The sequence below is a fragment of the Altibacter lentus genome (genome assembly GCF_000746845.1).
Lineage (GTDB): Bacteria > Bacteroidota > Bacteroidia > Flavobacteriales > Flavobacteriaceae > Altibacter > Altibacter lentus.
In genome coordinates, this window is record NZ_KN050846.1 from 2,966,353 (window position 1) to 2,992,315 (window position 25,963).

General features: G+C 43.6%; 26 protein-coding genes. 9 read left to right on the forward strand and 17 right to left on the reverse strand.

From position 1 onward, the window contains the following. Positions 1-6 precede the first annotated feature (6 nt). Both JS40_RS13835 and JS40_RS13840 read left to right on the forward strand, forming a co-directional pair. A complete protein-coding gene (locus tag JS40_RS13835; RefSeq protein WP_034261498.1) occupies positions 7-237 on the forward strand; it encodes a hypothetical protein in 231 nt (76 codons plus the stop codon). Between the two features lie 5 nt (positions 238-242). Then, positions 243-812: a phosphatase PAP2 family protein gene (locus JS40_RS13840; RefSeq protein ID WP_034261500.1), complete on the forward strand. Its 570-nt coding sequence runs from the start codon at positions 243-245 to the stop codon at positions 810-812. Here the strand turns inward: JS40_RS13840 and JS40_RS13845 are convergent. The 3 genes from JS40_RS13845 to JS40_RS13855 are packed head-to-tail and all read right to left on the reverse strand — an operon-like array spanning position 796 to position 3,756. Next, positions 796-2,430, reverse strand: coding sequence for an ArnT family glycosyltransferase (locus JS40_RS13845; RefSeq protein WP_034261502.1), 1,635 nt, complete (start codon positions 2,428-2,430; stop codon positions 796-798). The genes JS40_RS13840 and JS40_RS13845 overlap by 17 nt on opposite strands. Then, entirely contained in the window at positions 2,417-3,049 is a 633-nt protein-coding gene (locus JS40_RS13850; RefSeq protein ID WP_034261504.1) for a lipid-A-disaccharide synthase N-terminal domain-containing protein, read from the reverse strand. Before JS40_RS13850 ends, JS40_RS13845 begins: the two co-directional genes overlap by 14 nt. After that, positions 3,046-3,756: a glycosyltransferase family 2 protein gene (locus tag JS40_RS13855; protein ID WP_034261506.1), complete on the reverse strand. Its 711-nt coding sequence runs from the start codon at positions 3,754-3,756 to the stop codon at positions 3,046-3,048. The genes JS40_RS13850 and JS40_RS13855 overlap by 4 nt, the downstream gene beginning before the upstream one ends. Before the next feature lie 107 nt (positions 3,757-3,863). Between JS40_RS13855 and JS40_RS13860 the strand changes: the two genes are divergently transcribed. Next, entirely contained in the window at positions 3,864-4,802 is a 939-nt protein-coding gene (locus tag JS40_RS13860) for an SDR family NAD(P)-dependent oxidoreductase (RefSeq protein WP_034261508.1), read from the forward strand. 290 nt (positions 4,803-5,092) lie between these two features. On the opposite strand, the gene meaB is transcribed toward JS40_RS13860, so the two are convergent. Continuing rightward, positions 5,093-6,172 carry a methylmalonyl Co-A mutase-associated GTPase MeaB gene (gene meaB / locus JS40_RS13865; RefSeq protein WP_034261510.1) on the reverse strand — a complete coding sequence of 360 codons (1,080 nt, stop codon included), beginning with the start codon at positions 6,170-6,172 and terminating at the stop codon, positions 5,093-5,095. A 91-nt stretch (positions 6,173-6,263) separates the two neighbouring features. Between meaB and JS40_RS13870 the strand changes: the two genes are divergently transcribed. Then, complete coding sequence (locus tag JS40_RS13870) at positions 6,264-6,689, forward strand: organic hydroperoxide resistance protein (RefSeq protein ID WP_034262571.1); 426 nt, start codon at positions 6,264-6,266, stop codon at positions 6,687-6,689. Positions 6,690-6,737: 48 nt separating this feature from the next. Here the strand turns inward: JS40_RS13870 and JS40_RS14930 are convergent, their stop codons facing one another. Beyond that, positions 6,738-7,298, reverse strand: a complete 561-nt coding sequence (locus JS40_RS14930; RefSeq protein ID WP_051957618.1) for a DUF2383 domain-containing protein — start codon at positions 7,296-7,298, stop codon at positions 6,738-6,740. Positions 7,299-7,447: 149 nt separating this feature from the next. Between JS40_RS14930 and JS40_RS13880 the strand changes: the two genes are divergently transcribed. Genes JS40_RS13880 through JS40_RS13890 form a run of 3 tightly spaced genes read left to right on the forward strand, consistent with a single transcriptional unit; the run spans position 7,448 to position 10,002 of the window. Then, positions 7,448-7,993 (forward strand): RNA polymerase sigma factor, encoded by a 546-nt coding sequence (locus JS40_RS13880; protein ID WP_034261512.1) that lies wholly within the window; start codon positions 7,448-7,450, stop codon positions 7,991-7,993. Continuing rightward, positions 7,977-8,591: a hypothetical protein gene (locus JS40_RS13885; protein WP_034261514.1), complete on the forward strand. Its 615-nt coding sequence runs from the start codon at positions 7,977-7,979 to the stop codon at positions 8,589-8,591. Before JS40_RS13880 ends, JS40_RS13885 begins: the two co-directional genes overlap by 17 nt. After that, positions 8,563-10,002 carry a YggN family protein gene (locus JS40_RS13890; RefSeq protein WP_034261516.1) on the forward strand — a complete coding sequence of 480 codons (1,440 nt, stop codon included), beginning with the start codon at positions 8,563-8,565 and terminating at the stop codon, positions 10,000-10,002. The genes JS40_RS13885 and JS40_RS13890 overlap by 29 nt, the downstream gene beginning before the upstream one ends. Positions 10,003-10,119: 117 nt before the next feature. Here JS40_RS13890 and JS40_RS13895 read toward each other — a convergent pair whose 3' ends face one another. Beyond that, positions 10,120-10,470, reverse strand: a complete 351-nt coding sequence (locus JS40_RS13895) for a DUF6249 domain-containing protein (RefSeq protein WP_034261518.1) — start codon at positions 10,468-10,470, stop codon at positions 10,120-10,122. A gap of 161 nt (positions 10,471-10,631) precedes the next feature. On the opposite strand from JS40_RS13895, the gene JS40_RS13900 reads away from it, so the two are divergent. Both JS40_RS13900 and JS40_RS13905 read left to right on the forward strand, forming a co-directional pair. After that, entirely contained in the window at positions 10,632-11,219 is a 588-nt protein-coding gene (locus JS40_RS13900; protein ID WP_034261520.1) for an RNA polymerase sigma factor, read from the forward strand. Then, a complete protein-coding gene (locus tag JS40_RS13905; protein WP_034261522.1) occupies positions 11,203-11,592 on the forward strand; it encodes a hypothetical protein in 390 nt (129 codons plus the stop codon). Before JS40_RS13900 ends, JS40_RS13905 begins: the two co-directional genes overlap by 17 nt. Here the strand turns inward: JS40_RS13905 and JS40_RS13910 are convergent. The 11 genes from JS40_RS13910 to JS40_RS13955 form a co-directional block, all read right to left on the reverse strand. After that, positions 11,581-12,072: a DUF4199 domain-containing protein gene (locus JS40_RS13910; protein WP_034261524.1), complete on the reverse strand. Its 492-nt coding sequence runs from the start codon at positions 12,070-12,072 to the stop codon at positions 11,581-11,583. The genes JS40_RS13905 and JS40_RS13910 overlap by 12 nt on opposite strands. Positions 12,073-12,192: 120 nt before the next feature. Continuing rightward, a complete protein-coding gene (locus JS40_RS13915) occupies positions 12,193-14,304 on the reverse strand; it encodes a T9SS type A sorting domain-containing protein (RefSeq protein WP_034261526.1) in 2,112 nt (703 codons plus the stop codon). A 232-nt stretch (positions 14,305-14,536) separates the two neighbouring features. After that, the gene (locus JS40_RS13920; protein WP_160172978.1) at positions 14,537-15,565 is read right to left on the reverse strand and encodes a tetratricopeptide repeat protein; all 1,029 of its coding nucleotides are present in this window, start codon (positions 15,563-15,565) and stop codon (positions 14,537-14,539) included. Between the two features lie 85 nt (positions 15,566-15,650). Further along, positions 15,651-17,219 carry a helix-turn-helix domain-containing protein gene (locus JS40_RS13925; RefSeq protein WP_034261530.1) on the reverse strand — a complete coding sequence of 523 codons (1,569 nt, stop codon included), beginning with the start codon at positions 17,217-17,219 and terminating at the stop codon, positions 15,651-15,653. A 154-nt stretch (positions 17,220-17,373) separates the two neighbouring features. After that, entirely contained in the window at positions 17,374-20,727 is a 3,354-nt protein-coding gene (gene secA, locus JS40_RS13930; RefSeq protein ID WP_034261532.1) for a preprotein translocase subunit SecA, read from the reverse strand. Positions 20,728-20,925: 198 nt separating this feature from the next. Continuing rightward, positions 20,926-21,147: a DUF2795 domain-containing protein gene (locus tag JS40_RS13935; RefSeq protein WP_008272287.1), complete on the reverse strand. Its 222-nt coding sequence runs from the start codon at positions 21,145-21,147 to the stop codon at positions 20,926-20,928. A 143-nt stretch (positions 21,148-21,290) separates the two neighbouring features. Next, positions 21,291-21,863, reverse strand: a complete 573-nt coding sequence (locus JS40_RS13940) for a cob(I)yrinic acid a,c-diamide adenosyltransferase (protein WP_034261536.1) — start codon at positions 21,861-21,863, stop codon at positions 21,291-21,293. Between the two features lie 111 nt (positions 21,864-21,974). After that, complete coding sequence (locus JS40_RS15495) at positions 21,975-22,139, reverse strand: hypothetical protein (RefSeq protein WP_160172979.1); 165 nt, start codon at positions 22,137-22,139, stop codon at positions 21,975-21,977. 90 nt (positions 22,140-22,229) lie between these two features. Beyond that, the gene (locus JS40_RS13945; RefSeq protein WP_034261538.1) at positions 22,230-22,931 is read right to left on the reverse strand and encodes an ABC transporter ATP-binding protein; all 702 of its coding nucleotides are present in this window, start codon (positions 22,929-22,931) and stop codon (positions 22,230-22,232) included. Positions 22,932-23,002: 71 nt separating this feature from the next. Continuing rightward, positions 23,003-23,815: a class I SAM-dependent methyltransferase gene (locus tag JS40_RS13950; RefSeq protein ID WP_051957688.1), complete on the reverse strand. Its 813-nt coding sequence runs from the start codon at positions 23,813-23,815 to the stop codon at positions 23,003-23,005. A 261-nt stretch (positions 23,816-24,076) separates the two neighbouring features. Next, a complete protein-coding gene (locus tag JS40_RS13955; RefSeq protein WP_034262578.1) occupies positions 24,077-25,948 on the reverse strand; it encodes an ABC-F family ATP-binding cassette domain-containing protein in 1,872 nt (623 codons plus the stop codon). Between the last annotated feature and the right edge of the window lie 15 nt (positions 25,949-25,963).

The window sequence follows — 25,963 nt, forward strand, 5'->3', positions numbered from 1 at the left end:
ATAACTATGGACTTTCCTAAATACTTGCTTGGCGACAATACAGACTATCCTACGGCGATATTTGTGATTCATACTGAATTTCCCCGGTTCATAATCAATCTTGAGAATGATGAGGTAGAATGGTTGGAGGAATTCGATCAGCATGATCAAAAGGAACTGGAGGCCGAGACCGAAAACTACATCAAAGAAGCCACCGAATTCTACGATCGTGAGATCGCCAGATACGAAGAAAATTAAACTACATGGAAGAACTCCTGCGCTGGGACACCGAATTTTTTACATTTCTCAATTCCTTAGGAAGTGAGCCATGGGACGGTTTTTGGCAACTTGTCACTTTAAAGTGGACATCCATTCCGCTTTATACTATTCTTCTATACCTCATCTACAAACATCACGGCTTAAAAGGAACGGTTGTTATAGCAATTGCTGCAGCGCTTATGGTCACCGCGACCGATCAACTGGCAAACCTTTTTAAATATGGCATTCAGCGCCCACGGCCGTGTCAAGTGGAGGAGTTGCAAGCGACCATTCGGTTTGCGGCAGAGAGGTGTGGCCGTTATGGTTATTTCTCTGCCCATGCTGCCAGCTCTATGGCAACGGCTGTGTTTGCAGGGTTACTGTTGCGTAATTGGTATCGATACATGCCATTTCTTCTGCTTTTTTGGGCAGTATTGTTAGGTTATAGCCGAATTTACTTAGGTGTACATTATCCGTTGGATGTGATCACGGGAATGGCTTTTGGCGGACTGATAGGTTGGTTATTCTTCCAACTTCAATGGTGGTATCGCAGGCGAACTACTTCAGCTTTGTGACCAAATAGAGGTCCCGCCACAACCGGGTCTTGTGCGAGGAATCATCTTTACCCTTTGCGTTCATATCGTAACGGGTCACTTTCCGAAGTGAATAGTGAGAAAAAGTCTCTTCAAAAGCAGTTTGTTCTTCTTCGGTGACCAAGACACCAAAACGCTTTGTGTCGGGTATTTCTATTTTGCCTTCCTGTTTTATCACAGGTAGTTTTGCTCCGTAATCCCACACCAGTTCAGGGGTCACAAAAGAATATTCATAAACCACCACCTCCTCTTCCAACTGCCAAGCTCGCAGTTGGGAGAGTCCCTTGTATTCGGGATTTACGGTAAGTGCCTTTGCCAATGGCATTCCAAAACAGATGACAGCCACGATAAAGGAGATGGTGAGATAAAACACGGGACGTATTTTTCTTCGGAAAAGATGTCGGAATAGCAACACGCCAATCCCCGCCAAGCTAACTGAAAGCAACACAAACCATATCCATTTACCGGCTAAGGCGTCCTTCAGAAGAAAATATCCCGCAATTGGAAATATCAGACCGATGCTTGCGATCAATCCGAAATTAAAGTAGACAGGCCATGTTTCGCGTTTATCCTTTATTTCTGAAAACCTTCGGAAGAGATATTCTATATAAAATGCGGTATTCAATGCTAACGGAATGAGCACCGGTAGCAGATAGCGCGATTTTTTCTCGGGGATGACAGATAAGAGCACGACTGAAACCAGGGTCCACAGAAAAGTGAACAAGTATGCTTTTTTATCAAACACCCGGTCTTTTAGGTATGGATACAGCAGCCCTATAAAGGCAGGGATGGTCCACACACCACTTTGAGTAAAGAAACTCCAATAGTAGTAGAACGGACGCACGTTGTATCCGGTCCAATTCTCTGTTTCCCTTCGGGTGATCTCGGCAACGGCTTCGGGATCGTAGGTATACGTATACCAGTGCCACCACCCGGAAAGCACCAGACTTATTAGCAGGAATAGCAAAAGCGGAAGTGTCCTCTTTTTAAAATGTTTGTACCTGTATACAATTCCGAAGGAGATCAAAAATGGCAACAGCAGCGCATAGGCCGAAACGGGCCCCTTGCTCATAAAACTAAATCCGAAGAAAATACCCGCCAGAACAGCCGTTTGAAACAGTCTTCTCTCTTCAGTAAAAAAGCGGTATAAGTTGTAGATACACACCATCATAAATGCATGGGTGAAGATGTCCCACTGACCGTTACGTCCGGCAAATACAACATAGAAAGAGGTCGCTAAAATGAGCGACCCCACGAAGGCATAGGTTTTTTGTTGGGTTAGTTTTAGTGCTAGGCGATAGGAAAATAGCACTAAGAGTAGCGTTATCAAAGCAGCCGGAAGTCGTAAGGCGGTCAAACTTTTAAGTCCGAAGATCGCCGCCGACAATGCTGTAAGCCATGTTGGCAGTGGAGGTTTTTGGTATCTGGGTTCGCTATTCAAAGTGGTGAGCAACCAGTTGCCATCCTGCAGCATCTCTCGTGCTGTTGTAAAATTACGGGCTTCCATGATATTTACGTACAGAGCGTCGAGATTGACAAAGAAGATCCCTACACAAGTAAGGACCAATAATAAGACGTATCTGTTCTCAGGAATTCGCATGTAATTGTTTTTTCCAGATAAAAATATTGCGGATATAAATGATCAAACCGGCTACATGCCCTACGAAGAGTACAGGGTCCTTTCGGAAGATCGCATAGGTAAGAATCAGGGAAGCACCTAACACGCTCATTCGCCAGAAACCAACCGGGAGTTGGGATGTTTTGGTGCGTTCACTATACATCCACTGGTACACGAATCGCAGTGTGAACAGGACCTGAGATACAATTCCCAAGAGGAGCAACCAAAACGGGATGTCTTCGTTCTTAAATAATTTATTAAGGTCGTATTCACCATTATTGTACGCATAGACCACCACGATCATTGGAAAGACCAACAGGAACCATTGCATGGCTTTAGGAGATTTGCGCCACTCTCCTTGCAACTGTAAATTACGTATATAGATGTAGTAGGTGAGGGCTTGTCCTAACATGATGGCAAAGTCATCCCGAAGATGTCCGTACACAAACAGCAGGAAGGAAGCCAACAAGCTTAATTTCCAGAAGAGAGAAGGAGTGACAACGCGTTTGCTTTTTTCTGAAAGGATCCACTGCACGATAAGCCGCCCCGAGAAGAGGAGCTGTGCCAAGAAACCTATGCCATAAATAAGCCAGTTGCTCATCCTTTACTTTTGATCTCGTAATTGATATACTTTTTCTTCATCCAAAGGTAGGCAAAGCAATCCATGAGCGGGCCAATAAGACGGTTCCAGACCCCAAACTTGGCAGTTCCTGCAATGCGGGGAAAATGTTGTACCGGCACCTGAAGCACCTTGCCGTTTTGCAAGAGGATCATGGCAGGAAGAAAACGATGCAGTCCTTTAAACATAGGAATTCGTTTGGCGAAATCCGTTTTGATCACTTTTAGCGGGCAGCCTGTATCATCCATCCCGTCATTAGTAAATGCCCGGCGAATACCATTTGCGATCTTGGACGACATGTTCTTTACAAAAGAATCCTTTCTGTTGGCGCGAACCCCGGTCACGAGATCATATGTATCGATATGTGCTAACAGTAGATTGAAATCTTCGGGGGCTGTTTGCAGATCGGAATCGATGTACCCCACCAACGGACTCTCTACATGATCGAATCCTGCTTTGATCGCGGCACTAAGACCTCGGTTGTCTTTAAAATTTATGTAATGGAATGCCTCATTTCGGTCGCAGATCGCCTCAATTAGTTCTTGACTCTTGTCTTTGGACCCGTCGTTCACGAACAAGATAGCCGTTTTTTTTATGGCGATTTGCGTATAGGCCAGTAGTTCTTTTTCAACCCGATCCAGATTATCCTCTTCATTATAGACAGGAACGATGATGGTAAATTCGTACATGAAATGTGCGTAAAGGTTTTTGCAAAAGTATTTCTTTTTTGAACAATGGGCAGAAATTAAATAAGAACTGTAAAAAAGATGCTATTTTGCAGTCGTAAATAATTTCTATGAAGGTTTTAGTTACCGGGGCAGCGGGCTTTATAGGTTCTCATACAGCCGAACGATTAGCAGCTATGGGATATGAAGTGGTGGCCCTTGACAATTTTTCCAATTACTACGATGTTTCTTTAAAACGTAAGAATGCTCAATCATTGGCCCAAAAAGGAATTGAGGTAAAAAAGGTAGATCTGCGTACCGATGACCTAAGTTCTTTTATCAATGAATCCATCTCTCATATCTTTCATTTTGCGGCCCAGCCCGGAATTTCAAGTGATAGTAGTTTTGAAGATTACTTCAGTAATAATTTCTTCGGAACCCAACGAATGATCGACGCCATGATGCCGCTTTCTGAAGTTCCTTTCTTTGTTAATATTGCAACCTCGTCCATTTATGGACTGGAAGCCACATTATCGGAAGATGAAGCACCCATGCCGGCCTCTTGGTACGGCGTTACAAAACTGGCGGCAGAACAACTTGTACTTGCCTATACCCGGAGAACCCTTCTTAAGGGCTGTTCCCTTCGGCTATATTCGGTATATGGACCAAGGGAACGCCCGGATAAACTGTACACGCGATTGATTGATTGCGGCTTGAATGATAAATCTTTTCCTTTGTATGAAGGGAGCTTGGAACACCTTCGAAGTTTTACGTATGTACAGGACATTGTAGATGGTATCGTGAGCGTATTGGGCAAAGAGGCGGTGTGTAACGGCGAGATCTTCAACCTTGGCACCGAAGAAGAAAACACTACCGCTACCGGACTTGCTACCGTAGAGGCTATCCTTCAGAAAAAAATAAAGATAGCGCATAAACCACCGCGTCCCGGGGATCAATCTCGCACGTGTGCAAACATTGATAAAGCGAGAAAAATACTTCAGTATAATCCTAAGACTTCTTTAAGATCAGGACTGGAAGCACAGGTGGAATGGTTTCGAAATTCCTTTTAAAATACTAAAAGACAATTTGCTAGTTATTGATATGTAAAAATATAGACTTGTTGAAGCTTGTACTTGGATACTATACGTTTCTATATTCACCTGTGCATCGAGTGTCAATTTGTCAATCTTTTTATTATTCTCAACTTCCTAGGGAAAGGATTATTATAAGCGCACCTTTTCCTGTTCAGAAGGCGGCTTCCTCCTAGGCTTTACATACTCTTTTTAATATTTTGATAAATCATTATTGTACGCTGGTTTTGAGGAGAACACTATTTGAACTTTTCTAATAAAGGCAGGTACTATCGCATCGATAAAATCACGAGTGCCGCTTCAAAGGGAGTGGTTTTGTTGTTAGATAAGAGTGCAAGTTGAGCTTCCATCGCTTTTTTTACTTTCGGAGAGCGGAAAAATTCATTTTTTAAGGTATTCTCAATTGTTTGGAGCAACCAGAATTTATTTTGCTGATTCCTTTTCTCGGAAAAGTAACCATTGTTTTTTACTGTTTCAAAATAGAGGGAGATCATCTCCCAAACGGCATCGATCCCTTCATTCGTTAAAGCACTGCAGGTAAGTGTTTTAGGGGTCCAGTTGCTTTCCTTGGGAGGATACAGATGTAAGGCTCTGTTAAACTCCAGTTTTGCCAGCTTTGCTGCCTTAATATTCTCTCCATCGGCTTTGTTGATAACAATGGCATCTGCCATTTCCACGATACCGCGCTTTATCCCCTGGAGTTCATCTCCTGCTCCGGCCAATTTCAGCAATAAAAAGAAATCGGTCATGGAATGTACTACAGTTTCGCTTTGTCCTACCCCGACGGTTTCTATAATAATGGTGTCGAATCCCGCTGCTTCACACAAAAGGATCGCCTCACGGGTCTTTCTGGCCACACCTCCCAATGAATCACCGCTGGCAGACGGACGAATAAACGCATTGGGATGTCGTACAAGAGCTTCCATACGGGTCTTATCCCCCAGAATACTTCCGCCACTTACGGAGCTACTGGGATCTACTGCCAGGACCGCTACCTTAAAGTCCTTTTCTACGAGCAACGTGCCAAATGTTTCAATAAAAGTACTTTTTCCCACGCCCGGAACTCCTGTGATCCCAATGCGAATAGAGGAATTAGCATGCGGAAGACATGCCTTGATAAGGGCTTTGGCATCTTCTTGATGTTTTTCAGCCGTACTTTCAATTAAAGTAATCCCACGCGATAGTGCGGTTTTGTCTCCCTGTAGGATAGCTTCGGAAAGCTGTGTGACAGAGGGAGCACTTTTTCGTTTTTCCTGGATCTTTTTTGCCACAGACGGACTAACCGCCGGAAGCGGTGTTACCCCTTCTTTTTCTGAAAGGGCTCCGGTATGTTTTTGCTTTTTGGTCACTTCCGAAATTTATGACAATTTTATGAATATCGACTTTTTTAGCCGGTTTTTCGATAGTATATTGACTCTTCTTAAACTAAAAACAACTACTATGAAAACTTTATATGAAGCTACTTCTACTGCGGTAGGAGGGAGAGCGGGTCACGTGCAAACCGAAGATGGACCTATCGACATGAATCTTTCGGTGCCTAAATCCATGGGTGGTGACGGGGGTGATGGTGCCAATCCGGAACAATTCTTTGGGTGTGCTTATGCTGCTTGCTTTGGTGGTGCCGTTCAGGTGATCGCCAAAAAGAAAAAGATAGAACTAAGTGACGATTTTAGTGTGACTGCGACCATTGGTTTTTGCGAAGATGAGGATGGAGCTTTTCTTGAAGCAACGTTGGACTGCTATATTCCGGGAGTGGATGTAAAGACGGGGGAAGACCTAATTAACAAGGCACACAAGATCTGCCCTTTTTCGAAAGCGACACGTGACAATATAACCGTTACTTTAAATTTGTTATTGGATGAATAACAATGTAAAGTGTCTGTAAAAAAAAGCCCTGTGAGAACAGGGCTTTTTTTACATCGCTTTTAAATTAATTATTTTTCCGGAGTCATTATTTTTTTTTTCCTCTGCCTCAGGTGCGTCCTCTTTTTCGGTAATGGCTTCTTCTCTTGTGGCAGCTTCCTTTTTAAAAGGATTTACTTTGTGCTGTTCTGCCTGTTTCGCATACCATGTGAGTTGCTTTTTTTGTTTTTCCAACATCGCAATGATGGGTTCCGGTAAAGCATTGTTGTCGATCAATTCTTGATAGCGCTTAATGTTGTTCTTATCACGCGCAATGCATTGATTGATGATTATTTCGGCATTGAAGTGTTCTAATGCGTCCTTGATCTCGTGCCAGGTACGGTCTATATTACCTTTATCGGCGTCTTCTTTTAAAGGTTCAATATCTCTGGAATGTAATTCATTGGAAATATCATGACTCATCCTGTTTCGTTCGACGGCCATATAGTTCAAAAATCGCTTTAACTCGGTCGTTTGAGCATCCTGAGCAGCATTATAGTACAATTTCTCGGCTTCGAAGCTCGCTACGAGAAGGCGGTTAAGTTTATTAAAGTCAGCGTATTTCTTTTCCATACATGCAAGTGATTAATCAAATATAGTGCAATTTCAGTACGCTTCTAATTACTTTATAAGTATTTTAAGCTAAAATTTCGTTAATAGTTGCAACGCGAAAAAAAATCAATCGTCTTTAGTCCGAACAGCAACCAAAAAAACCATCAAGTTTGTCGAATTCATTACTTGTTGAGCAATGTAAACAACGCAATCGCAAGGCGCAACTTAAACTCTATGAGCAATACTGCGACGGCATGTTTATCGTAGCACACCGGTATTTACGCGACACTGCAGCGGCAGAAGATGCCATGCAAGAAGCGTTTATTAAAGCGTTTCAGAAATTACACCAGTACAAAGGGGACGTCACCTTTGGTGCCTGGTTAAAGAGGATCGTGATCAATACTTGCTTAGACAGTATTAAAGCACGAAAGATGCAAATGTATGCCATCAACGAAGAGGTAATGAGCATCACAGAAGAGGAAACAGGGTGGCAGGTGGCAGACGAAACAACCTATGAAGAAGTGCTGCAGGCTATTGAGAAGCTTCCGGAAAATTATCGAACCGTGGTACAATTATATCTTTTGGAAGGATACGACCATCAGGAGATCGCTGAAATTCTCGATATTTCAGAAAGCGCGTCTCGCACCAATCTCCATAGGGGAAAAACACAGTTAAAAGAACAATTAAAGCATTTAAACTATGGCACAGGATATTAGAAAATTGATGCAAGAGCAGCGTCCTAAAGGCCCCGTCCTGCCAAAACGCCACAAAGAGCGATTTGAAGCTAGGCTGGATACAGCTTTTGTGGAAGAAGAAACGCCAGGAAGTAAGGGGAAGAATGAAACTTTTTTCTGGTTAAAGATTGCAGCTATGGTTGTGGTTTGCTTCGGAATAGGCTTCTTTACCTACCAGCAATGGAATGGCGAGGGAACAGCCCCCATGGCCGAAACCTCTGTAGAGACAGCGAATGTAAACAAAGAAGCCGTGGCACAGATGACCTTAGGAGATATTTCTCCCGATTTGAAGAAGGTAGAAAACTATTATCTCACCGGGATCAATATGCAATTAGCCTCTCTTCGCACCGGCGATGAGAACAAAGAACTTATTGACGGGTATATGCAGCGTTTAAGTGAACTGGATGCCGAATACACCCTTCTTAACACCGAATTGAACGAAGTGGGCCCAACGGAGGCAACCATCACCGCTTTGATCGATAATTTGAAATTACGTTTGGAATTGCTGTTCAAACTTAAAAACAAATTAAAAGAACTAAAAAATCAAAACAATGAAGAATTTAAACCAATTGAAACATAATATAAGTTTCCTCGTATGTCTTGGTATAGGTGTGATGACCTTCGCACAATCCAAGCACGTAGAAACCTTCAGTGTAAGTGATGATGTACTGGTAACTGTTAATACGTCACATACCAATGTCATCTTCGAGACCTGGAATAAGGATAAGGTAGAGGTAGAAGCCTTTGTAGATGGTGAAAAGCTTTCAGAAAAAGAACGGGAAAAGATTTTTAAAGATTGGAAGTTCGACATTCTGGGCAATAGTAAAAAAGTGGTGATCACATCTAATGCCGGAACCACAATGGAATGGCGGGGTATGGAATCGCTGTCGGGAATGGACGCTTTAAAGGAACTGGAATTCCTGGGACCCATGATGGAGAACATGCCGCTAATGCTGGAGTTTAAAATGCCGCCTTTACCGGACGATGTGATGAAGGGCATGGGTGACCTCCAATTCGATTATGAGGCATTTCAAAAAGATGAAGAAGGATATATGAAGAAATGGGAAAAAGAGATAGAGAAGCGCTTCGGAAAGGATTTTGAGAAGAAAATGGAAGCTTGGGGTGAAAACTTCGCCATGCAATGGAATGAGAAGCACGGAGACAGTATTAGCGAAGCGTGGGAACAGAAGATGGAGGCGTGGGGTGAGAATTTTGGAAAGCGCATGGAAGTATGGGGCGAGAAATTTGGCGAGGAAATGGAGAAATGGGCCGAAGAGCTAGAGAAACACCACGAAGAACAAGGAGGTAATTTCAGTAAGCAAGTGATCACCAGCCCCAATGGGAAGTCGATCATTATACAGAGTGACGGCAATTTTAAATCGAAAGCCTTAAAATCGAATAAGACCATCATCATTCGTATGCCGAAGAACGCCAAGACCGAGATCAATGTTCGTCATGGAGAGATTAAAATGGCCGATGCTTATAATATTAAAGCAACGCTTAACTATTCACCGTTTACCGCAACCAGTGTTGATGGGGGGAAGACCCTCATCAGCGCTGCGTATGCACCGGTAACTGTTGGGAACTGGAAGGATGGTGTCTTACAATTAAAATTTGTGGATAAGTGCAGTCTCAATCTGGTGGAAGACATTCATTTAAATGCAAATTCAAGTAATGTAATTATCAATACGGTCTTTAATAACGCCAATCTCTCGGGATCTTTCGGGAACTTACTTATTAAAGCGGTTTCTAATGATTTCTCAAGCCTTAATATCGTTTTAGAAAATACCGATGCTACCTTGGATCTCCCCTCCAGTCCGTTCTCATTTTTATATAATGGTAAGAAATCTACGTTGCTCTATCCAAAATCACTTCAGCTTAAAAGTTCCAAGAACAATGACAGGGTATTGGTAAAGGGGTTTAATAAATCGAATACGGCTTCCAAAACGGTTACTATCAATGCGACTTACAGTAACGTAAAGATGCAATAAAGGGTATGGCCCGTCCATTCCTACTTGTAAACAATTCACTCTTCTTCATAAAAAAAGCCACCCTGAGGTTGTCTAAACAACATTCAAGATGGCTCCTTCAACTAAATACAAACGTTCTTAAGCGTCACTGTTCAGTTTCTTGGTGAGATAGAACCCGCTAAAGAGTCCAACACCTGCCATAAAGAAAATAGTACCCGGATAAGCGACCTCTTCCTCCACACCTAAGTGGGTGTTAAGAATTGCCGCAATAAAGATTCCCAGGCCAATCCCCATGCTAAGCAAAGCAAGATTGATAATGATGACCTTCCAAATAGGGGTCACCTTGCGGTCCTTTCCGTAAAAAATAGAGGCGTCCGCTCCTTTCTCGATCAAGGCAAGACGTTCTCGGTTCCTTGCTGAAATGAATAAATAATAGATTCCGAAGAGCACTCCGAAAATAATTGGTATTACAATAACTTCTGATCCCATACTTTTGTTTTTTTGTTCTGCGATTGCCGCAGAGGGTTATTGGTTCTGTTCGTTTTTTTAAGTAAGACGGCTTTACTATCCGCTCGGTTACATATTTCGTGTTTTTTTATTTCTGAAGGATTCCTGTAACCAAACCTATTCTTCCGGCGTCTTATCTGTAAATGAACCTTACCACTGACCAATATTACATCGAAAAGACGATGCAAGGCGACACGCAGGCCTTTGGTGTATTGGTGGAACGGTATCAGGACTTTATTTACACTATCACTTTGCGTATGGTCAAGAACAGGGAGGAAGCAGAAGAGGTCGCGCAGGATAGTTTTATCAAGGCGTTCGAGTCCTTAGCAAGCTTTCGTGGGGAGTCAAAATTCTCGAGTTGGTTGTACAGTATTGCGTACAGAAAAGCACTGGACCGGCTAAGGCAGCAGCAACGAAAGCGAACCACGCAACTGGTGGAGGAAGCCACCGAAGGAGATGCTGTTTTGGTAGAGAACGCCTTGCACTATCTGGAAGCAAAGGAACGCAGTGAGATCATTCAGGAGGCCATCATGAAATTACCGGAAGAGGAAGCGGCGATCATCACGTTCTATTATTTTGAAGCGCAATCGGTGAAAGAAATAGCTGCGATCACATCGCTTACAGAGGATAATGTGAAGATCAAACTTTTCCGAAGCCGAAAAAAATTATATACCTTACTAAAACAATTTGTAATTCCCGAAATAACGAAATACAATGGACAAGCAATCTAAAGCAGAAGAAGCATTTATAAAGAAGAGCGTGCAGGAAGCGGGTCTGTTAAAACCTTCTCTTGATTTTTCGCAACGGGTCATGACCGCTGTTGCCAAGAACGCAGCTGCCAAAACCGTGTATCGCCCCCTTATCGCTAAGCCGGTATGGGTTCTTTTGGGTTTTATGGTCGCAGCGTGTATCCTGATACTGTTCTTTTTCCCTTCGGAAGGAATTTCGTTGTTCGACCGCTGGGAGTGGGTCAAATTATCCAATATTGAATTTTCTGTTCCAACGCTCGAACTTTCAAAAACGGTTACTTACGCTATTGGTTTTTTGGTATTGTTTTTAGTGCAGATCCCTTTTCTGAAGCGTACGTTCATTTCAGGAGGGTAAGGGTTCTTTCCGCTTCATAAAAAAAGCAGCGATCGCCGAGATCACAATACCTCCAACCAAAGCTCCTATCGCCGATTGCATCATGTAATTAGTGATATTGAAATATTCATTGGCGGCTTTTAGGGTCATGGTTTTATTGGTCACTGAATAGTCTATCACATTATTGAAGTATTCCGGAGTGATGTAGTTGTGTGTAATATATTGTCCCAAAGGAGAAAGCAGGGCAACGAAGACCGCCATGACTACACCACTAAAAAAGGCTTGTTTCCAGCTTATCACCTTGTTGTAATAGCGTCGGCGTTTTTCGCGCATCTCCAGCACATACATAAGGGCAGCAAAAGGAAGGAAGAGTAAGGTGAGCCAGTAATGATCGGCAATGTTCTCATCATGCCATCCTAATGTTTTTTCGAGCAGCATCCAGACCAAGGCCATAATGGTAAAGATAAAAGCCCATTTTAGTTCGATCGTAATTTTTTTCATGAACAGTTAGATTGAATCATCCCGAAGATACTAAAAAGATATGGGTAGCTTTATTCTGAAAAATAAAAAAACCTCTGAAAAAAATTCCAGAGGTTTTTCCTGAAAAAAATTACTAACTAGCTACTGCTTAATAATTCGGAAGGTTTCAAAGTTTTCACCGGAATTTAGCTTCACAAAGTAAACACCACTTGCATAAGCTGAAAAGTCTAATTCTCCTTTCATAGTGCCTACTGTTTGTGTAGTTATTTCAACTCCTGTAATACTGTAAACTGTCGCAGTATCGATCTCAACTTGTGAAGAGAACTGAAGGCGTTCCTGTACCGGATTAGGATACAGAATCGTAGCGCTAAGGGCATTCTCTGCTACGTCTAATACAGCTTCACACGAAATATCCATTATGAAGTTTCCAAATGCAGTTCCATTTCCTTCGATCATGATGTAATAAGTACTAAACCCATCCGATTCAAATGTAAGTTGGGATTGGTCACCACAATAATCATTGTTCACTGCGATCTCGGTACCTGAGCAATCAGAGAATACGCGTATGAATGAGTCGAAGGTAGTTCCCGATCCGCACAGAGAAATTGTAACATGCTCTGGTGTTCCTGTTCCTTCGTAGGAATAATAAACATCATTCGATGCTTCACCAATAGAATCTGTAGCAAATTCGGTTGTTCCGGTAATTGTTTCACCACAGGCAACCGGAAGAGCACCTTGGCATTCGTCATTCACAATATTAAAACTACATGTTATTGCCAACTCAAAACTACCCGCATGAGAACTGGAATATCCTTCTACCATGATATAGTAAGTAGAAACCCCGTCCGATTCAAACATCAAATTGGGTTGATTCTCACAAGAACTGTCATTAAAGGCGAGTTGATTGCTTAAGGAACAATCTGAAAATACTCGTATGGTCGTTGGGAAATTTGTATTCGGGCTACACGCATTCAAGGTTATGAATTCCGGTGTTCCGTTCCCGGTATAGGAATAATATACATCCGGCGAACCGTTTCCTCCGGAGTCGGTTCCAAAAATGGTAGAATTGGTTACTACATCGCCACAGGTTAATTCCGGGGCGTTCTGACAGCTATCATTTATTGGCGTTGCCGGCAACTGTAAACGGAAGGTGAAAAGATCTCCCCAAGGCCCAATAGTGGGATCATATCCCCAACCGGTTATGAATTCACCATTGGGAGACATGGCATTAGGAGCATAGACAGGGCTGGCACCCATATCATATCCTAAAGTATTTGTAACAAAGCTGTTAAAATCCTGCAGGCCTCCGTTTGGAGTCCATACGAAGGGAACATTCGGATCCCACGGACCAATTTGAAAGTATCCAATTACAATAGATGCATCATGATTGATAGCGGTAACGTGTCCTTGTCCGTTAGCGGCAAGCGTTCCCAACATAATGACCCCGGTCGATTCACTCCAAATCCATGGTTCTCCGTTTGTAACCCAATCACTGCGTCCTCCAATCCAATTGCCATCGGCAGAGATTGCGGTAGCTTCACTTAGTTGATTGTTTTCATCGGTTGGATCACCATTTGGATCAAGAAGAAGATATTCATTAGGTAAGTAATCGCCATTAGCATCTTTTCGCCATACAGCCGATTTCCAGGGACCGTTGTAATCTTGCCACCCTACGACGATACTTCCGTCAATATTTGCTGCCTGCGCCCGGGTTCCGCGGTTGATATCGGCATAGAGGCTTCCCAGGTTTACGATACCGTCTGCGGCTGTCCACACACAAGCATTGGTTGTTAGTCCCGTGTTATTTGGATTAGGGGTTACCCAGGCACTTCCCACTACTGTAGAACCATCGCCTGAAATGTTATAAGCACTGCTCAAACCTGCATCCACGGGCTGGTTCAAATGTCCAAGTGGTGTCCAAGTTTCGGTGGTGACATCGTACACTGCCATCACGGAATAATCGTTCCCTTGATAAGTGTCCATTATGGCACCAGTAATAAAATTACCATCTTCCGAGAATTTCGCTGAGCCTCCATGACCCAGGCCGGGAGCGACGCCTCCTATGGGAGTGAACGTGTCGTTGTCAGCATCCCAAATGGAATAAGAACCGCCCTGTGCTTCATAACCAACGATCAATCCGTCATTGGAAACGCCGGTGGTTTCAAAAAAGGTCGGCTTTACCACGAATTGGGCAAATAAACTACCTGTGCCAACGACACAAGCAAAAAGCGTGAGTAACATAGTTTTTTTCATTGTAATAGTTTTTAATTAATTGTAAGTTCTTCTAAGCATTTTAATCAGACCGTGAGGAAGACTGCTTAGTAATTTAATGTGACGCAATGTAGGTGTGAAATGTCTATATAAAAAGAAGAGACCTTTTAGAATTCACGAATTTTAAAAGACAAAAAAATATGTAAATAACTGTAAAACAGGGGGTAGTAACGTAATTCTATTGAAGTGCGAAATACGGTGCCGAAAACCGGATTTAATTGTTTTTTAGCTTGTTTTCTAAGTTTTTGAGACTACGTTCCGATCTGATGATAAATCGGATGAGGAAAATAAAAGATAGGATGGTCAAACAGATTAGTAAAATTTCCAAAGGGGTATACCATCGATGCAATTGTTCGATTTCATCGGCTCGCTCTTCGGTGATATTCCAGAGTGATTGATTGATGGACTTTCGCTCTGAGATCTTGGTTTCTTTTTGAAGGGTCAAATACTTATCTCGAAAGAGGGTGTAATTCTCCCAGTCATTAAGCGCTAGGTAATTATTGGAGAGTCCTTCATACAACCCCCGGTTTAAGATGAGATCTCCAACATGTTCTGCTTTATCTAAGGCCCCGTTTAAAATAATAATGGCTTCCGGATACTTCCCTTCACGTGTCTTTATTTCAGCCAGTCCTTTTTCAGCGAATGCTATAAGACTGGGAGCATCGATCCTATCGGCGTGGATGATGGATTTAACGTAACTGGTTTCAGCCGCCTCCATGTTGTCCAATGATAACAAACAATTACCCTGGTTGTAGTAACAAATGCTTACGTTGGCGTTCATAATTGGATTGGAAAGTGTTTGCTGGTAGGCTTCGATAGCTTTGTCAAAATATTTCAACGCAATCTCACAACTCATCTGCTCCCGATATATAAACCCTCGTAGAATAGCGTTATATCCTAAATAGGTTTGTATGGAGTCTTGTCGCGGATAACTTTCTATCAATACCAATGCTTCATCCAGATAGTCGATAGCTTTGTCATAAATTTTCAGGTCCTGATACTGTCCCCCGATCCGGTTCAGGATGTTCATCTTTTGTTTGTCGTCTTTTATTTCGGACAAATAATCCGTAACCAGAAGCACATATTCCAACGACTTCTCATAATCTCTTTTGGACGAATAGGAGGTAGAGAGGGAAAGCAAGGCGCTTATCTTATATTTTACAGGAGTTTCTTTATGCTCTAATACACCCGATGCGATTTCAATGGCCTTGTCCGGATTCTCATACACGAGTTTATTCGCCATGGTTAAAAGACTGTCCGCTTGTTTTTGGGAAAATCCTGAAACACTCATGCATAGGTAGAGCAGGCAAAAGGATATAGGGATATAATTAGACAGTTTCATATGCTTTTCGGGAGTCTGATGAATGTTGCTGGGCGTTCAGCAGATCAATGAATACCGTAGGAGGTATTCCTGTCACCGACTTAAAAACGGTGGCAAAACTGCTATGGGATGAAAAGCCGCTCTCTTCAGCCAAATAACTTATTTTATAGTGCAGATAGGTGCTGTTGTGCTTTAGTTTATCAATGATATAATTAATACGCAACTCGTTTATATAACTGTTGAAGTTTTTATCTTTATGCGTATTAATGACTTCTGAAAGGTATTTTGTATTCGTATCGAACTGCGAGGCCAAAAGTGCCAGTGACATATCCTGTTTCGTAAAATGAACAGAGTTTTCAAACTGAGCTAATTTCTCTATGAGCATTTGCTCGGTTTCTTTGGGGATATTGGTGCTCTTGGAAGGTTCTTTCTTTGGTTCTTCGTTCTGCTCTTTACGTTTCTCCCGATTCTCGAAATAGTCTAAAAATTTCTGATATTGATCGGTTCTGTAACGATATCTTACTTTTAAAGTGCCCCACGTAAGCAAAATCAAGAGGAGTACGCCAGCTACAATTACCAGATTTCGTTGGTGATTCGATGCTACAAGATCCCTTTTTCCGGCGTGGTTGGCATTGGTGTAATTGAATACAGAGTTTACTGCGTTGTCTTCATCGGTTTCCACTTCGTTGGAAAGTATGGCAGCTGTCTCTTTAAAGGAATAAAAATTGTCGGAATCCTCAAGAGCCATATAATTGATCGCAAGGCTTTCTACAATTGCATATCTATAGCGTTTGTTGGGTAGTTTTTTTGAAATGAAAAGCGCTTGCTCCAAACTTTCAATTGCTTGGGAATATTCTTTTTTTATAAAATGAACTTCCCCCAACTGGTGCAGAACGATCATTTTTTGAAAATCATTGGGATAGGCATCATCAGCATGGCCGAGTACTTCGTTCAATTGTTCGAACGCCGTATACGGAGGCAACGCCTTTGCGTATACTTCGGTAAGCAAGATTTGTGTTTGGTTCACCAACGGCAGATTGGGGATCTTTTCAAAAAAGCCTTTTGCCAGAGATAAACGGGAAAGCGCTTCGGTATAGTTTTCTTGCTCAATAAGATCATGGGCAAGAAGTAAGGCTTTTCCGCCTTGCAGATAGTTTGTAAATGTCTGTTTGTCTTCTGAAGTCAAAATCGCTTCAGTAAACTCAAAGTACTTCTCGGCAGCCAGGTCCAGTCCAAATAGGTTGAGTGCGTAAATACCAAAGGCATTGATCTCCAATTGCTGCTCTACGTTCTTTGTGGCTTCTGCCAGTTTTTTAGCTTCCAGGGTGGACGTTACCATCTTTTCGAATTCGCCCGTAACATAGTATGCTCTACCACTAAGAAGATGTGCCTGAATGATCTCAGGGGCGCTTTCTGAATTTTGAATGACATGCTGAGCGATCTTTACGGACTGTTGGGGCTGTGAGAAGAGAACCTGCTGTCCATCGGATAGCATGTCACTAAAATCTTTGCTGGTCTGCGCCGATAAGGTGACACAGAAAAGGATAAAGAGCCAAAAAAAACGAAAAAATAACATCACTTTTTTTATAAATGTAGCATTTTTATGGTGATCTGCCTTATGACCTAGCCATACAAATGTATACTTTTAATGGGATGGAACAGTGGATGGGAGGTCAAAAAAAACCCCCGTAACTATTGTTAAGGGGGTATTGCTGTTATTAAACAAAAGGCTATTCATCTACTAACACCCAATCGCCCTTATCTAGAAGGGGAATGGCCTGTTTGTACTTCATTGTTTTGTTCTCACCGCTCATAACATGTTTTATCGTCACTTTGTCATTACGTCCAATCTTGGGACGGTCGCGTACAATAGTTTCGGTAATTTGCTGGCGTTGTGTATTTCCGGCGGAGCGAGACTGTGCTGCCCGTTCGTCCATATTAGGGATCTCTTCTTTTTGCTCGCTTAGCTTTTCTTTGGATCTTACTTCACGGGCTTCCTGGATCTGCTGTTGATTCTCCTGTGGCAGTTCTCCCTTGAAGAGGAACGAGATCACTTCTTTGTTCACCTTCTCTATCATCGCTTTGAACAACTCAAAAGCTTCGAATTTATAGATCAATAAAGGGTCTTTCTGTTCGTGCACCGCCAACTGTACAGATTGTTTCAATTCGTCCATTTTGCGAAGGTGCGTCTTCCAGGCGTCATCGATGATCGCTAAAGTGATGTTCTTTTCAAAATCATTGATGAGCTGCTTTCCTTCGGTCTCATACGCCTTCTCAAGGTCGGTGGCGACATTTAAGGTTTTAATACCGTCTGTGAATGGAACAAGAATTCGCTTGTATTTGTCCTTTTGTGTCTCATACACATTCTTGATCACGGGAAAGGCCGTCTCTGCGCTACGGGTCATTTTTTCCTGATAGTGCTTATAGGCTGCTTTGTAGATGGTTCCGGCGATCTGCTTCACATCCCATTTCTCGAATTCTGCTTCGGAAACAGGAGAACTCATAGAGAAATAACGGATCAACTCAAATTCAAAGTTCTTATAATCCTGCGCCAGTTTGTTCGTTTCTGCGATCACTTCCGAAGTATCGTAGATCATATTAGCGATATCCACCCGCAGTCGTTCACCAAAAAGAGCGTGATATCTGCGTTTGTAGACCACTTCACGCTGTGCGTTCATTACATCATCGTATTCCAGCAATCTTTTTCGGATACCAAAGTTGTTCTCTTCTACTTTCTTTTGGGCACGCTCAATAGATTTGGAGATCATAGAGTGTTGGATCACTTCGCCTTCTTTCAAGCCCATTCGGTCCATCATCTTCGCAATACGTTCACTTCCAAAGAGACGCATTAGATTATCCTCCAGCGAAACGTAGAACTGTGAACTTCCGGGATCTCCTTGTCGTCCGCTTCGTCCGCGTAACTGTCTGTCGACTCGTCGGGAATCGTGGCGTTCGGTACCTACAATGGCCAAGCCTCCGGCTTTTTTCACTTCTTCCGAAAGCTTGATATCCGTACCACGTCCTGCCATATTGGTAGCGATAGTTACCATACCACTCTTTCCGGCTTCTGCAACGATGTCGGCCTCTTTCTTGTGAAGTTTTGCGTTTAAGACATTGTGTGGAATATTCCGAATGCTTAACATCCTGCTTAAAAGTTCAGAGATCTCTACCGAAGTAGTACCGATCAATACAGGGCGTCCGGCCTTTGAAAGATCGGTCACTTCGTCGATCACCGCATTGTATTTTTCTCGTTTTGTCTTATAGATCTTATCTTCCCGGTCATGACGGGCAATAGGGCGGTTGGTGGGGATCTCGACCACATCCAGTTTGTAGATCTCCCACAACTCTCCGGCTTCGGTCACTGCCGTACCTGTCATCCCTGCCAGTTTGCGGTACATTCTAAAGTAATTTTGAAGGGTGATGGTAGCGAAAGTTTGTGTAACGGCCTCGATCTTCACATTCTCCTTGGCTTCAATCGCTTGATGCAGTCCGTCGCTGTATCGGCGACCGTCCATGATACGTCCCGTTTGCTCGTCAACGATCATGACCTTGTTTTCCATTACCACGTACTGGGTATCTTTTTCAAAGAGGGTATAGGCTTTCAATAGCTGGTTAAGCGTATGAATACGCTCGCTCTTTACACCAAATTCTCGGAAGAGCTCTTCCTTTTCTTCTGCTTCCTGTTCCGGGGGGAGTTCTTTGGCTTCGATCTTTGCGATCTCGATACCTACTTCCGGCATTACAAAGAAATCGGGGTTGTCTTTACCCGAAAGGAAATCCACTCCCTTATCGGTCAATTCGATCTGGTTGTTCTTCTCTTCGATCACAAAATACAACTCGGCATCTACCTTGGGCATCTCCCGGTTGTTGTCTTGCATGTATTGGTTCTCTGTCTTCTGAAGGATCTGTTTTATACCTTCTTCGGAAAGAAATTTGATCAATGCCTTATTCTTTGGTAAACCGCGGTACACCCGAAGCAACTGGAAACCACCTTCCTTGGTGTCGCCTTCTTTTAAAAGACGTTTGGCCTCGGCCAGCACCCCGGTAAGGTATTTACGCTGTACTTCTACGATCTGTTCGATCTTAGGCTTTAGTTCGTTGAACTCATGTCGGTCTCCCTGGGGTACCGGACCAGAGATGATGAGTGGGGTACGGGCATCGTCAATTAATACAGAATCCACCTCATCGACAATGGCATAGTGGTGGGGTCGCTGTACCAGGTCCAGTGGCGCATGGGCCATGTTGTCCCGAAGGTAATCAAAACCAAACTCGTTGTTGGTTCCGTAGGTAATATCTGCATTATACGCTTTACGTCGTGCTTCAGAGTTGGGTCTGTGGTAATCGATACAGTCCACGCTCAGTCCGTGGAATTCAAAGATAGGGGCCATCCAGGCGCTGTCTCGTTTTGCAAGGTAGTCGTTCACGGTTACCAGGTGTACACCGTTTCCGGCCAAGGCATTGAGGTATACGGGTAGGGTGGCGACCAATGTCTTTCCTTCCCCGGTCTGCATTTCGGCTACTTTACCTTGATGTAAGGCAACACCACCTATTAACTGAACGTCGTAATGGACCATATCCCAGGTCACTTCTTTTCCGGCGGCATCCCATGAATTGTTCCAGATGGCTTTATCCCCGTCGAGGGTAACATAGTCCTTTAGGCCTGAAAGCTCACGGTCAAAAGGGCTGGCCGTTACGGTAAGAGTTGGGTTGTCCTTAAAGCGTTTGGCGGTTTCCTTAACTACGGCAAAAGCTTCGGGAAGGATCTCGTCCAATGTCTTTTTTTCGATCTCGTAGCGATCGTTCTTCAACGCATCGATCTGGTTGTAGATATCTTCTTTCTTATCGATATCTTCCATGGCTTCCGCTTCCATTTGAAGCTGGTCGATCTGTAGCTGGATCTCCTTTTGATCTTCCTTTATCTTCTGCCGGAAGGCATCGCTCTTGGCTCGAAGTTCATCAAGCGTTAGTTTCTCAAGAGAAGCTTCGTATTTCTTAACCTTATCGACATACGGCTGTATATCGCTAATATCTTTTTTTGATTTATCTCCTACAAAAACTTTTAATACACTGTCTAGTAATCCCATGATCTGTTGTTGTAACTATTGCTTATGGCACGTGGCGCAAGGGCCACTAATGAGTATACAAAAAAACTGTAAAAAAACCATACTGGCAAGCAGTTCTTTTGATTTTAATTGTTCGTATGCAAGCAAAAAAAAAGCCTCGTTACGAGACTTTTTTATTAATAATTTATTGTTAGGGTGTTCGCAAAAACACCGGTGTTGTTAATATTCATCTTCGTTCCACAGATAATCTTCGTCTGTGGGGTAGTCCGGCCAAATTTCTTCGATAGAATCGTAAGAATCTCCTTCGTCTTCAATAGCCTGAAGGTTCTCCACCACTTCAAGAGGCGCTCCTGTTCTAATGGCGTAGTCAATAAGCTCATCTTTCGTTGCCGGCCAAGGTGCATCACTTAAATAGGATGCTAATTCTAATGTCCAGTACATAGCACTTAGGGTTTTAATTTTGTGCAAAAATAATTTTTTAGATCAAAAAGTCAAGGAAAATCGCAATTATTTCTGCTATATTTTAAAGAACGTGCGTAAAAATCTGTTTATCAAGTGTTTGATTAGAGCTGTCCGGATACCGGTTATAATTTTTCGGGTACCCACTTTATCTCTTCTGCTTGCAGGTCATAAGTCAATTTCCGTGCCAGTACAAAAAGATAATCGGAAAGCCGATTAAGATACTTCAATACCTGTGCATCGATGGGCGATTCGGCATGGAGCAGGGTTGCCAAACGCTCCGCCCTGCGGCATACACAGCGTGCTATGTGACAATATGACACGGTTGTGTGGCCTCCGGGCAGCACAAAATGGGTCATAGGCGGCAGGCTGTCATTCATTTGGTCCATCTCGGTTTCCAGTAAGGTAATATTTGCTTCAGAGATCTTGGGGATGTTAAGGCGCTCTTTTCCCGATTTCATTACGGCTTTGTCCGGATCGGTGGCGAGGATCGCTCCGGCGGTAAAGAGTCTGTCTTGTATTTTGATCAGGATCTCTTTGTAATGTGTGTCGATGGCCTGATCGCGAATAAGGCCCAGGTAGGAATTCAATTCGTCTACCGTTCCATAGCTGTCAATTCGTATGTGGTGTTTCGGAACCCGTGTCCCGCCAAATAAGGCAGTGGTTCCTTCATCCCCTGTCTTCGTGTAGATCTTCATGGTCAGTTTGTTTTTTAGTGTCGAAATTCTGTAGTCGCTTTGATGTCTTCCTGTTGGTATGTGCTACAAATACAGCCCCTATAAAGACTGCCAAAAGAAGCCACGCCCCACTCATTCCTTCTCCTTTTTCTTTTCTAAATAGCCCGAACGAAAGCTTCGACTTCTCCTGTTGCGTTGCTTCTGGGTATTCCTTCGGTTCCAAAAGATCAATAGCACGAACACCACCAGCAAGAGGACAATGATAAAAATTGGATTGGACAGGTCGAAGAATTTCATAGTCAAAGATACGCTATCTGTCGTTCAAATCATAAATTGTGTGTTTCTGAAAAAGCACGTGTGTAACCGGTTCGTTATGAAGGAGTTTTTCTAACTCTTAACTAACCCCTTTGTACGAACATCGGTTTCAACCATACCATCCCTTAAACGAATCACACGATGGGCGTGTTGTGCGATATCTTCTTCGTGCGTAACGATGATCACCGTATTACCGGCTTTGTGGATCTCATCAAACAGGTTCATGATCTCTAGCGATGTTTTGGAGTCAAGGTTTCCGGTAGGTTCATCCGCCAGAATAATGGACGGTTTGTTCACCAGGGCTCGACCTACTGCGACACGTTGGCGCTGACCACCGGACAACTGATTGGGTTTGTGGTCCATGCGATCCGCCAGCCCCACATCGGTGAGTACTTGTTCGGCACGTTTGGTGCGGTCGCTTTTGGAGATTCCGGCATAGATCTGCGGAAGCGCCACATTTTCCAAAGCAGTGGTGCGGGGTAACAGGTTAAAAGTTTGGAAGACAAAACCAATCTCTTTATTGCGTATCTCGGCCAGCTCGTCATCGGTCATGTTGCTAACGTCCCGGCCATTGAGTTCGTAGGTACCCGAGGTTGGCGTATCCAGACAGCCCAACAGGTTCATCAAGGTAGACTTTCCCGATCCCGAAGGTCCCATGAGGGCCACGTATTCACCGCGTTCTATGTCAAGATCGATGCCTTTCAACACCTTTACTATTTCCTGTCCTAATGGAAAATCCCGTGTGATGTTCCTGATTTTTATGACTAAACTCATGCGCTGACTGTCGTTTTAGAATTCGTTTGCAAGATACAATTTTACCATAAGACGCAAGGGGCTCCTTGTTGTTACAATCGAATACTGAAATGTTCTTTTTTTTGACCGCTTCGGAAAAAGACCAGCCCCCATTGAAAGGTATCGATGCTCACGGTCACTTCGGGATGTCGAACGATCTCACGCCAGGCTTCGGTCATGGATGTATTCAAGTAGATATCATCAAAGATAAAGAGCGTGTCCTCATTTTTATAGAGAAGCAATTGTTGGAAATTCTGAAGCGTCTGTTCTTTACTGTGACTTCCGTCTATATATACCAGATCGAAGGTTCCCTGAGCTTTTTCCGCAAAAAAGTGCTCAAAGACTTCCGAATGCACCGAAGCATTCTTACATCCTGCCCTTTGTAGTGCTTCACGAGCGAATCGTGCCGTTGCCGGGCATCCTTCTATGGATTGTATTTCTGACGAAGGATTCCCCAGTGCCAGGGCAAGGGTGCCCAGCCCCAGAGAGGTGCCCAATTCCAGCATGCGTTGGGGCTGTTGGTACTGAACCAAACGAAATAAAAGCCGCTGTCGCTTTGGTGTAATGCCTGCATGCCGCGCGATCGCCGCTACCGTTCGTTCATTAGATCGGAAGATACGAGAGCCACTACCATGATCGGTCACGGTTAGGGTTTCTTTTGAAGCGAGTAGCTGCTGCCGATAGCTTTGCAAATGTTTGTATTCGGGATAGGGGGTCTTGTCGTAAAAGCAGCGGGTCACCAATGCATACACAAAAGGGGAGTGCACCCCATGCCGGTTCGTAGAACGAAGCAAGAACGATAGAAAGGATATTAATTGATGAAGCACCTCGCAAAGTAAAAGGTAAAAATTGAAAGTTGAAAGCATTTTTTCTTGGTGAGTTGGGAGGGGTTGCATCGCTTATCGTGAAAAAATACGGGGTAATTTTATATGTCAGCAGACCTAAACCCGAAGTATACCCGAAGTAAAGCCGAAGTATACCCGAAGTAAAGCCGAAGTAAAGCCGAAGTAAAGCCGAAGTAATAGATTTTTAACAGTTGGGTTCGTTTGAGATGATTTTAGGGGAAATTATGCACATCTCAATACGCACTCTCCAACTCTTGTCCCCCACAATCCAATAGCCAATCCTTACTCGTCCAACTTCGCAGAGAGTTCGAACCATCGTTCGGTCTTGGCTTCAATGGTGTCCATGATCTCCTGCAACTTGCGGGATTGTGCATCGATCTCTTCCCCGTCCCATCCTTCGGTGGCAAATTTGTTTTGTAGTTCTTCGCGCGCTATTTCCAGCTTTGCGATCTCCTTTTCCAGTTTCTGATATTCTTTCTGTTCGTTATAGCTTAGTTTTACTTTGTCGTTTTGTGCCTTCCAGTTTGTTTTTGGTTTGGACGGTGTGGTCGTATCGGCTCGCTTTTCAGCAATACTACTATCCTCATACGCTCTGAAATCGGAGTAATTTCCGGGAAAGTCCTGTACTTCTCCCTCACCGCGAAACACAAACAGATGGTCAACGATCTTATCCATGAAATAACGATCGTGCGACACTACCAGCAGACAGCCCGGAAAGTCCAGCAGAAAGCTTTCCAGTACATTGAGCGTTACGATGTCAAGGTCGTTGGTAGGCTCATCCAGGATAAGGAAATTAGGATTCTTTATAAGCACCGTGCACAGATACAATCGCTTTCGCTCCCCACCGCTTAGCTTTTCAACATAGTCGTATTGTTTCTTTCGGTCGAAGAGAAAACGTTCCAGCAGTTGTTGTGCAGAGATCTGTCGTCCTTTTTTTAAAGGGATGTAATCGCCAAACTCACGAACCACATCGATCACTTTTTGTCCTTCCTTAATGTGGATCCCTTTTTGGGTGTAGTACCCGAATTTTACCGTATCTCCAATGACCACTTTTCCGGCATCGGGTTGTACGCTTCCGGTGATGATATTGAGGAAGGTGGATTTTCCGGTTCCGTTCTTTCCAATGATCCCCAGACGTTCCCCGCGAAGGAAATTATAATCCAGTTTGTCCAGCAGCACCTTGTCTTCATACGATTTAGAAACTTTGTGCAATTCCACCACTTTGGTGCCCAGGCGTTCCATGTTCAGTTCGAGCTGCACTTCATGATCGTTACGGCGTTGGTTGGCACGTGCCTTGATCTCGTGGAAATCGTCGATGCGCGATTTGCTTTTGGTGGTTCGGGCCTTGGGTTGCCGGCGCATCCAATCCAATTCCGATTTGTACAGTTGTTTCGCCTTTTCGGTCTCACTGGCCTGTGCTTCGATACGGGCGTCTCTTTTCTCCAGATAATAGCTGTAGTTGCCTTTGTAACTATACAATTTGCCTTCATCCAGTTCTACGATCTCATTACACACCCGTTCCAGGAAATACCGGTCGTGGGTGACCATAAAGAGGGTGAAGTTCTCTTTGGCAAAGAGTTGTTCCAGCCATTCGATCATTTCCAGGTCCAAATGGTTGGTTGGCTCATCCATGACCAGTAGGTCGGGTTGGGTGAGTAGCGCGTTGGCCAACGCCAGACGCTTCTTTTGTCCGCCGCTTAGATTGGCCACCTTTTGAGAGAGGTCTTCCAGCTTCAGTTTAAAGAGGATCTGCTTATAACGGGTTTCAAAGTCCCAGGCATGATGCGCTTCCATGGTATCGAAGGCTTTCTGATAGGCTTCCGTATCGGTTGGGTTTTCAAGCGCTTTTTCGTAGTTGGAGATGATCTTCAGTATGGGATTGTCTGATGCGAAGATGGTCTCTTCCACCGTGAGTCGTCCATCGAGATCGGGTTCCTGCGACAGGAATGAGACCTTCAGGTTCTTTCTGTAGATCACCGATCCGGTATCCGGGGCATCGGCACCCGATAAGATATTGAGCAGTGAGGTCTTTCCGGTTCCATTCTTGGCGACAAAACCTATCTTTTGTCCGGCATTGATTCCAAAGGAAAGGTCTTCGAAGAGAACACGCTCTCCATACGATTTGGCAATATTTTCTACTGAAAGGTAGTTCACAGGGATACTTTTTTG

What these genes read in the sequence shown, in the direction of transcription:
- JS40_RS13835 (WP_034261498.1), top strand. Translation starts at nt 7, where the DNA reads ATGGACTTTCCTAAATACTTGCTTGGCGACAATACAGACTATCCTACG.
- JS40_RS13840 (WP_034261500.1), top strand. Translation starts at nt 243, where the DNA reads ATGGAAGAACTCCTGCGCTGGGACACCGAATTTTTTACATTTCTCAAT.
- JS40_RS13845 (WP_034261502.1), bottom strand. Translation starts at nt 2,430, where the DNA reads ATGCGAATTCCTGAGAACAGATACGTCTTATTATTGGTCCTTACTTGT.
- JS40_RS13850 (WP_034261504.1), bottom strand. Translation starts at nt 3,049, where the DNA reads ATGAGCAACTGGCTTATTTATGGCATAGGTTTCTTGGCACAGCTCCTC.
- JS40_RS13855 (WP_034261506.1), bottom strand. Translation starts at nt 3,756, where the DNA reads ATGTACGAATTTACCATCATCGTTCCTGTCTATAATGAAGAGGATAAT.
- JS40_RS13860 (WP_034261508.1), top strand. Translation starts at nt 3,864, where the DNA reads ATGAAGGTTTTAGTTACCGGGGCAGCGGGCTTTATAGGTTCTCATACA.
- JS40_RS13870 (WP_034262571.1), top strand. Translation starts at nt 6,264, where the DNA reads ATGAAAACTTTATATGAAGCTACTTCTACTGCGGTAGGAGGGAGAGCG.
- JS40_RS14930 (WP_051957618.1), bottom strand. Translation starts at nt 7,298, where the DNA reads ATGGAAAAGAAATACGCTGACTTTAATAAACTTAACCGCCTTCTCGTA.
- JS40_RS13885 (WP_034261514.1), top strand. Translation starts at nt 7,977, where the DNA reads ATGGCACAGGATATTAGAAAATTGATGCAAGAGCAGCGTCCTAAAGGC.
- JS40_RS13890 (WP_034261516.1), top strand. Translation starts at nt 8,563, where the DNA reads ATGAAGAATTTAAACCAATTGAAACATAATATAAGTTTCCTCGTATGT.
- JS40_RS13895 (WP_034261518.1), bottom strand. Translation starts at nt 10,470, where the DNA reads ATGGGATCAGAAGTTATTGTAATACCAATTATTTTCGGAGTGCTCTTC.
- JS40_RS13900 (WP_034261520.1), top strand. Translation starts at nt 10,632, where the DNA reads ATGAACCTTACCACTGACCAATATTACATCGAAAAGACGATGCAAGGC.
- JS40_RS13905 (WP_034261522.1), top strand. Translation starts at nt 11,203, where the DNA reads ATGGACAAGCAATCTAAAGCAGAAGAAGCATTTATAAAGAAGAGCGTG.
- JS40_RS13910 (WP_034261524.1), bottom strand. Translation starts at nt 12,072, where the DNA reads ATGAAAAAAATTACGATCGAACTAAAATGGGCTTTTATCTTTACCATT.
- JS40_RS13915 (WP_034261526.1), bottom strand. Translation starts at nt 14,304, where the DNA reads ATGAAAAAAACTATGTTACTCACGCTTTTTGCTTGTGTCGTTGGCACA.
- JS40_RS13920 (WP_160172978.1), bottom strand. Translation starts at nt 15,565, where the DNA reads ATGGCGAATAAACTCGTGTATGAGAATCCGGACAAGGCCATTGAAATC.
- JS40_RS13925 (WP_034261530.1), bottom strand. Translation starts at nt 17,219, where the DNA reads ATGTTATTTTTTCGTTTTTTTTGGCTCTTTATCCTTTTCTGTGTCACC.
- secA (WP_034261532.1), bottom strand. Translation starts at nt 20,727, where the DNA reads ATGGGATTACTAGACAGTGTATTAAAAGTTTTTGTAGGAGATAAATCA.
- JS40_RS13935 (WP_008272287.1), bottom strand. Translation starts at nt 21,147, where the DNA reads ATGTACTGGACATTAGAATTAGCATCCTATTTAAGTGATGCACCTTGG.
- JS40_RS13940 (WP_034261536.1), bottom strand. Translation starts at nt 21,863, where the DNA reads ATGAAGATCTACACGAAGACAGGGGATGAAGGAACCACTGCCTTATTT.
- JS40_RS15495 (WP_160172979.1), bottom strand. Translation starts at nt 22,139, where the DNA reads ATGAAATTCTTCGACCTGTCCAATCCAATTTTTATCATTGTCCTCTTG.
- JS40_RS13945 (WP_034261538.1), bottom strand. Translation starts at nt 22,931, where the DNA reads ATGAGTTTAGTCATAAAAATCAGGAACATCACACGGGATTTTCCATTA.
- JS40_RS13950 (WP_051957688.1), bottom strand. Translation starts at nt 23,815, where the DNA reads ATGCTTTCAACTTTCAATTTTTACCTTTTACTTTGCGAGGTGCTTCAT.